6 protein-coding genes are annotated in these 7,175 nt (G+C 71.3%); 4 read left to right on the top strand and 2 right to left on the bottom strand.

Translation table 11 applies throughout. The features are described 5' to 3' along the window. Nucleotides 1–90 precede the first annotated feature (90 nt). Nucleotides 91–2,133 (top strand): NAD(+) synthase, encoded by a 2,043-nt coding sequence (locus Q1K26_RS12030; protein WP_300010675.1) that lies wholly within the window; start codon nt 91–93, stop codon nt 2,131–2,133. Nucleotides 2,134–2,343: 210 nt separating this feature from the next. After that, nucleotides 2,344–2,985: an MBL fold metallo-hydrolase gene (locus Q1K26_RS12025; protein ID WP_300010672.1), complete on the top strand. Its 642-nt coding sequence runs from the start codon at nt 2,344–2,346 to the stop codon at nt 2,983–2,985. Between the two features lie 202 nt (nt 2,986–3,187). Here Q1K26_RS12025 and Q1K26_RS12020 read toward each other — a convergent pair whose 3' ends face one another. Further along, complete coding sequence (locus tag Q1K26_RS12020; RefSeq protein ID WP_300010669.1) at nt 3,188–4,729, bottom strand: CYTH and CHAD domain-containing protein; 1,542 nt, start codon at nt 4,727–4,729, stop codon at nt 3,188–3,190. Nucleotides 4,730–4,907: 178 nt separating this feature from the next. On the opposite strand from Q1K26_RS12020, the gene Q1K26_RS12015 reads away from it, so the two are divergent. Further along, entirely contained in the window at nt 4,908–5,432 is a 525-nt protein-coding gene (locus Q1K26_RS12015; protein ID WP_300010666.1) for a hemerythrin domain-containing protein, read from the top strand. A gap of 106 nt (nt 5,433–5,538) precedes the next feature. Here the strand turns inward: Q1K26_RS12015 and Q1K26_RS12010 are convergent, their stop codons facing one another. Next, complete coding sequence (locus Q1K26_RS12010) at nt 5,539–5,904, bottom strand: anti-sigma factor antagonist (protein WP_300010663.1); 366 nt, start codon at nt 5,902–5,904, stop codon at nt 5,539–5,541. On the opposite strand from Q1K26_RS12010, the gene Q1K26_RS28745 reads away from it, so the two are divergent. After that, a complete protein-coding gene (locus tag Q1K26_RS28745; RefSeq protein ID WP_363320471.1) occupies nt 5,810–6,541 on the top strand; it encodes a DUF4190 domain-containing protein in 732 nt (243 codons plus the stop codon). The genes Q1K26_RS12010 and Q1K26_RS28745 overlap by 95 nt on opposite strands. Nucleotides 6,542–7,175 lie beyond the last annotated feature (634 nt).

Genomic DNA, 7,175 nt, shown 5'->3' with positions numbered 1-7,175 from the left:
CTGTCGTCGGCCCACCGCCGACCCCGGCGTGCCGGTCTCCTCCGGGGCCGAGCCGGGCGGCTGAACCGGACCATCGGCGAGACTGTGCGCATGGACTTCCGCTCCATCTACCGGCAGGGCCTCGTGCGGGTCGCCGCCTGCACCCTGCGCACCGCCCTCGCCGACCCGGCGGCCAACACGGCCGAGGTGCTGGCCACCGCGCGGATCTGCCACGACGACGGTGTCGGGCTGGCCGTGTTCCCTGAACTGACGTTGTCCGGGTACTCGCTCGAGGACATCCTGCTGCAGCAGACCCTGCTGGACGCGGTCGAGGACGGCCTCACCGAGTTGGTCGCCGCCTCGGCCGATCTGCTGCCGGTGCTGGTGGTCGGGGCACCATTGCGCCGGGGCCACCGGGTGTACAACACCGCGGTGGTGGTGCACCGCGGTCAGGTGCTCGGGGTGGCGCCGAAGTCGTACCTGCCGACCTACCGGGAGTTCTACGAGCGGCGGCAGATGGCGGCCGGCGACGACGCCTCGGGCAGCATCCGGGTGGCCGGCGCGGACGTCCCGTTCGGGCCCGACCTGCTCTTCGCCGCCGCCGACGTGCCCGGGTTCGTGCTGCACGTCGAGGTCTGCGAGGACATGTTCGTGCCGGTGCCGCCGAGCGCGACGGCGGCGCTGGCCGGGGCCACCGTGCTGGCGAACCTGTCCGGCAGCCCGATCACCGTGGGGCGGGCCGACGACCGGCGGCTGCTGTGCCGCTCCGCGTCGGCCCGCTGCCTGGCGGCGTACGTGTACGCCGCCGCGGGCGAGGGAGAATCCAGCACCGACCTGGCCTGGGACGGCCAGACGATGATCCACGAGAACGGCGAGTGCCTGGCCGAGTCCGAGCGGTTCCCCAGCGGCGCGCGGCACTGCGTCGCCGACGTCGACCTGGACCGGTTGCGGGCCGAGCGGCTGCGGATGGGCACCTTCGACGACAACCGCCGCCGGCACGCCGCGCTGGTCGACGCCGTCCGCACGGTGGAGTTCCGGCTGGACCCGCCGGCCGGGGACATCGGACTTCGGCGCGCGGTCGAACGCTTCCCGTTCGTGCCGTCCGACCCGAGGGCACTGCAGCAGGACTGCTACGAGGCCTACAGCATCCAGGTCTCCGGGCTGGAGCAGCGGATGCGCGCGATCGGGCAGCCGAAGATCGTCATCGGGGTGTCCGGCGGGCTGGACTCCACGCACGCGCTGATCGTGGCGGCCCGGGCGATGGATCGGGCGGGCCGCCCCCGCGAGGACATCCTGGCGTTCACCCTGCCGGGGTTCGCCACCGGCGAGCGGACGAAGAACAACGCGGTGCGGCTGGGCAAGGCGCTCGGGGTGTCGTTCGAGGAGATCGACATCACCGAGACCGCGCGGCTGATGCTGCGCAACCTCGACCACCCGTTCGCCAGCGGTGAGCCGGTGTACGACGTGACATTCGAGAACGTGCAGGCCGGTCTGCGCACCGACTACCTGTTCCGAGCGGCCAACCAGCGCGGCGGGATCGTGCTGGGCACCGGCGACCTGTCGGAGCTGGCGCTGGGCTGGTGCACCTACGGGGTGGGCGACCAGATGTCGCACTACAACGTCAACGGCGGGGTGCCCAAGACGCTGATCCAGCACCTTATCCGCTGGGTGGTGTCGTCCGGGCAGTTCGACGACGAGGTCGGAGAGGTGCTGACCGACGTGCTGGACACCGAGATCAGCCCGGAGCTGGTACCGGCCGGCGCCGACGAACAGGTGCAGAGCACCGAGGCCACCGTCGGGCCGTACGCGCTGCAGGACTTCACCCTGTTCCACGTGCTGCGCTGGGGTCTGCGCCCGTCGAAGATCGCGTTCCTGGCCTGGCACGCCTGGCGGGACGCGGCCGCCGGCTCCTGGCCGCCCGGCTATCCGGAGGACCGCCGAGCGGAATATCCGCTGGGCGAGATCCGCCGCTGGCTGGAGGTGTTCGCCGGCCGCTTCTACGGCTTCAGCCAGTTCAAGCGCTCGGCGATGCCCAACGGGCCCAAGGTGTCGCACGGCGGGTCGCTGTCGCCGCGCGGGGACTGGCGCGCCCCCTCGGATCTGTCCGCGACGATCTGGTTGGACGAGATCCGGCGCAACGTCCCGGACCCGTGACGCGCTGGCGCGCCGTGGTCAGCTAGCGATCCATCTCCGTGCGCAGCGCAGCGGTGAGTGCGTCCCGCGTGGCCTCGATGATGCTGCCGATCGGACCGGCCGGCCATGGCACGAAGGTCCGGGCGGCCATTCGGCCTCCTGAGTTGACCTCAATATTGGTTGAGGTCATAGCGTCGTTCCCGTACGCCACGTCAGACCTGGGAGGCACCGATGTTGACACGGATCCGCGACGACCTCTGGGAGACCGCACCCGACTCGCCGTTCCCCGGGCTCACCACCCACGCCTATGTGTGGACCCCGCCGTCCGGGCGCAACGTGCTGTTCTACTCGACGGCCGGCGACGCCGACCACGACGCGATCGAGGCCCTGGGCGGCATCGCGCACCAGTACCTGAGCCACCGCGACGAGGCCGGGCCGGCGCTGGCGCGGCTGAAGGACAGGTTCGGCAGCCGACTGCACTCGTCCGCCGCGGAGGCCGGCGACGTTCGTCGCTTCGCCGAGCCCGACGTGCTGTTCGAGGGCCGCCACGTCGACACCAACGGCATCGAGGTGATCCCGACGCCCGGGCACACCCCGGGCAGCACCTGCTTCGTGGTGCCCGGTGTCGGCGGGTCGAGGTACCTGTTCACCGGGGACACCGCGTTCGTCGGCGGCGACGGGTGCTGGGCCGCGGGCCACATCCCGCCGATTTCCGATGTGGACACCCTCGCCGCCAGCCTGGAACTGCTGTCCACGTTGGACCCGGACCTGGTGGTGTCCAGCGCGTTCCCCTCCGAGCGCGGCGCACACCCGCTGACCCGGGGCGAATGGGCCGGACACGCACGGCAGGCCATCACCTCGATCCGCCGCTGACCGGCGAGGCGGCCGGGGCCAGGACCGGGTGCGGGCCGACCGGGCCCCCGCCCGGCGCCCCGCCGGACGGCGCGGCGGACTTGTCCCCCACCCACCCGGGCTGTCGCCGCCGCCGTGCCGCAGTGAGCGCCGCACCGCGAGGGTGGCGATCAGCACCACCAGCGGCGCACGCCGACCAGGACCCGGTTGGCGCCGCAGCGCGTCAGGTGGTGAGCCAGCGGGTGACCTGCGGCCGGTTCAGGGCGTCCCAACGGCCGGGCAGGTCGTGCTCCGCCCGCTCCGCGCGCGCGGACTCCAACCCGTGCAGCACGCCGTGGGTGAAACCGTTTCCTCCGTCGAGGTGCGCCTGCACGGCGAGCTCCCGGATCACCGGGCGGGCCACCACGGTGTCCTGGTGGTCACCGAGCGGTCCGTGCAGTTCCTTGAGCCGGCGGCGCATCCGCTTCGCCGGCTTCCCCAGCTCCGGGACGGCGACCTCCACCGCGTAGCGCAACCGCTTGGCCGCCTTGCGCGCCTCGTGCAGCGCCAGGTCACGTGCCGGGCCGACCTGGGCACCCTCCACCGCCCGCATACGCCTCCGGGTGCGCTTCCACGCCCGGGCGACTCCGCGCGGCAGCTCGCGGCGGGCCGGGCGGCGGGCGCCGCGGGCCACCGGCGGATCGGCGATCAACCGGTCGATCGCGTCGTGCAGTGCGAGGTATCGGTCGCTGTCCAGCGCGGCCAGCGCGGTCTCACGGGCGGCCGCCCGCCGCCGCTGCATCGAGCGGGTCAGCTGCGCGCCGACCGGGCCGAGCACCAGGTCGCCGGGCAGCCCGGCGATCAGCGCCGCCAGCCGTTGCTCGATCACCTCGTCGTCGCGGGCACCGCTGAGCTGGGTACCGAGCCATTTCAGCTCCTCGGTCACCGCGCGGGTCCCGGCGCGGTCGAGGACCCGCGGGTATGCCTGCAGCGCGCTGCGCATCCGGCGGGACGCCACCCGCATCTGGTGCACCGAGTCCGGGGCGTCCCGCCGGACGAGCGGATCATGCGCCCGCAGCCGGTCGGTCTGGACGCGCAGGTAGGCCAGCAGCGCGGCACCCGCCGTGCCGTCGGCCGTCCGCCGGTCGGTGTCGGGACGCGCGGCGGGCAGTCTGTCGGCCAGCACCCGGGCGAGCTTCGAACCGGATCGCGATCGGCGCGCACCGACATCGAGCAGGTCACGTTCGATCCGGTCCAGCACCTTCGGGCGGCCCGACTCGGCGAGCTCCACCTCCAGTTCGCGCCAGGAGGTCGCAGTGGTCTGCTCACCCATGGTGTGCGCGTCGACCCGGTCCTCGACCAGTTCGACGAGCTCCCGGCCCCGCGCGTCGGACAGCACCCACCGCCGCCGCCGGGTGGCCAGCAGCGCGACCGGTGCCAGCGGGCCGGCGCGAGCGGCCAATCGGGTCAGCGCGACGAACTCGGCGGGGGGCTTGTCCCGCCCCCCGGCACCGAGCGGCAGCCGCAGTTCGTCCCGGCTGTCCCCGCCGGCCGGCAGCTTCAGGTGCCACCCTTCGTCGGGTCCGCCCTCGCGGCGGCGCAGCGTGATCCCGGCCCGGAGCAGCCCCAGGTCGATCGTGTCGAAGTAGGTCGCCTCCAGCCGGATTTCGTGCGCCCCGGTACCGGCGTCGAGGTCGAGTAGCTGTGCCGGCTCCGGCAGCACCACCGCCTCGTCGACGTCGTACTTGCGTTCGGTCTCCCGCGTCGTCGTCGCTGATCTGCTCATCCGAGACGGATACCCGGCTCGCGCGGCAACCACACCCCGGCAGGCGGCAACCACACCCCGGCAGGACGAAGGACCCCACCGAGTGAGCCGGCGCGAAGTGGGTACGTCGATACCCATGGGCCGAGCCGAACTGACGCGGCAGCCCGGTACCCACCACCGACGCGCAACGGAGACCGACATGCCCGGCACCGACATCACCCAGCTGATCCTGGACGACCACACCACCTTCCGGCAGGCGTTCGCCCAGCTCGACGACCTCTCGGTGTCCGGCGACGCCGACAATCTGGCGAAGGCCTGGCAACCGCTCGCCGACCTGCTCGACGTGCACGCCATGGCCGAGGAGGAGATCTTCTACCCGCAACTGCTGCGCAAGGTCGACGACGCCGAGGACGAGACCCTGGACGCCATCGGCGACCACAACGACATCCGGGACGGTGTGCGCGACGCGTCCCGCGAGCCCGCCGGCAGCGACGCCTGGTGGGCTGCCGTGCACAAGACCCGAGTGGCCAATGACGAGCACATGGCCGAGGAGGAACGCGAGGGACTGGCGGACTTCCGCAAGGGGGCACCGATGGAGCTGCGCGAGAAACTCGGCCGACAGTTCGTCGAGTTCAAGGCCGCACACCCGACCGCCGAGAACCTCGACACCCGGGACAAGGACCCCGAGGGATACGTCGAGCGGCACGACCCGGACCACGCCTGATCCCCCACCGGTCACTCGACGCGGGCGACGGTTGACCAGCTGCTCCCGGACTGATCGGGCCGCGTCCGCGAGACCGGAGCTTCTGGTCGGTCGCGTTTCTGGCCGGTCAGAACTCCAGCGCGGCGTCCAGGGTCGGGTGCACCCGCACCAACCGGCTCAGCCCGATCAAGGTCAGGACGCGGTCGACCGTCCCTTCCGGCGGGACGACCACGTGCAGCAATGCGCCCTGCCGGCTCGCCAGGGTGTGTCCTTCCGCGACGATCGCGCATCCGGCGGAGGCCAGGAACTCGACCGCCCGCAGGTCCAGCACCACCCGGCGCCCGGCCGCGGCACCGATCGCGTCAGTCAGTCTGAACCGCAGTTCCGGGGCGGTGACCATGTCGATCTCCCCGAAACCGGTGACGACGACAGCACCCGGTACGTCGGTCACGACCGCCGTCGTCCGATCACGCCGCTGGCCCACCTCGTCCACCTACGGAGGTTATCCGGGCCGGATGGGTGGTGCGACTTCATCACCTCACTGCGGCGGGAACCGGGGCGGACGGCGGCAAAAGGGCCGGCCGCAGACACCTGCGGCGCTCGCTCGGTCGAACTCTGGCGTAACAGCACGCCGCACAGGGACGATCACAGAGCGTCTGCCACATACCTCGGGGATCACGATGACCGCTCAGCCGCCAGTTCTGCCGCCAACTCCGACATCCGGGCCGACGCCGTACAGACCTGCCTCCGGCGCATTCCAGGCCATCCCGACGACCCGGCAAACGTCCATCTCGGCGGTGAACTCGTTGGTCGCTGGGCTGACGTGGTGGTTCTGGGTCGGGTCGATCGCAGCTGTGGTGCTCGGGCACATCGCCCGCAAGGAGTGCCGCGAGCAGGGGTACGGAGGTGACTCGCTCGGAACCAGCGCCGCGCAATCCCGACAGCTCTCGACCTTTCACCCTGTCCGGCGGGCTGTCTGGCGTGCCGAGCGCCGCCCAGAGGTGCACCGGCACCTCGGCCATGTTCACCGCGCATCCACCGGGGACAATGACCGGGCGACGGAGCATGGCGGGTCGCGGTCGGGCCGTGGTCGCGACTCACTAACGTCTCGATGGGTCGACTCCGGTTAGTCGATCGCGACCCCTGCTACCACAGAAGGAGCAGTGACGACCCTGACGGCGTCTGAGGGACAGCGTTCACTCGATCAGGCAACGCTCTCATGGCAGGTTATTGGCACGGCGCCAGTTCAATCGTGAAGAAAGGGGTCTCTGAACTGGGGAAACAGGTGGTGGGCGATACTGGGATCGAACCAGTGACCTCTCCGGTGTGAACAGACCGTAGGGAGTCTCAACTGGCGCAGGTAGTCGCACCGAGAACCGGTTTGACCTGCAGCGATCCTTCGCGGAACGACTCGCATTGGCCGTCAGCTGTCGACCTATCTCGTTGCCGATCGTTGGGGTTGGCTACCGATCTGGCTACCGCGTGTGCGCCTGAACGCCTCGATCGACCGACACTCCCACACCGGCGGCGTCCCTGGCTTGGAGCTTCTTGAGCATGGCCCGGTGCCCCGACGCCGGGCAACAATCCGGTAGTTGTCAAGTCAACTGCGACAGTTGATCTTATTGGGTTGGCTGTAGGACGGGTTGGTTGATCCACGCCTGCTCGGGCAGGCGCGGCGGGCTGGGACGACGGGTGAACCGCTCAGGGCGCTGCGCGTGGGCACGGTCAAGGACGGCCTGGCGGTGAGCCTGGATCTCGACGGCG

The organism is Pseudonocardia sp. (assembly GCF_029263155.1).
Classification (GTDB): domain Bacteria; phylum Actinomycetota; class Actinomycetes; order Mycobacteriales; family Pseudonocardiaceae; genus Pseudonocardia.
The sequence above is the reverse complement of the archived record's forward strand: the minus strand, read 5'-3'. Positions and strand labels throughout refer to the sequence as shown.

Bases quoted from the DNA above. Each gene is read 5' to 3' on its own strand.
- Q1K26_RS12020 (WP_300010669.1), bottom strand. From the start codon at position 4,729: ATGAGCAGATCAGCGACGACGACGCGGGAGACCGAACGCAAGTACGAC.
- Q1K26_RS12015 (WP_300010666.1), top strand. From the start codon at position 4,908: ATGCCCGGCACCGACATCACCCAGCTGATCCTGGACGACCACACCACC.
- Q1K26_RS12025 (WP_300010672.1), top strand. From the start codon at position 2,344: ATGTTGACACGGATCCGCGACGACCTCTGGGAGACCGCACCCGACTCG.
- Q1K26_RS28745 (WP_363320471.1), top strand. From the start codon at position 5,810: ATGTCGATCTCCCCGAAACCGGTGACGACGACAGCACCCGGTACGTCG.
- Q1K26_RS12030 (WP_300010675.1), top strand. From the start codon at position 91: ATGGACTTCCGCTCCATCTACCGGCAGGGCCTCGTGCGGGTCGCCGCC.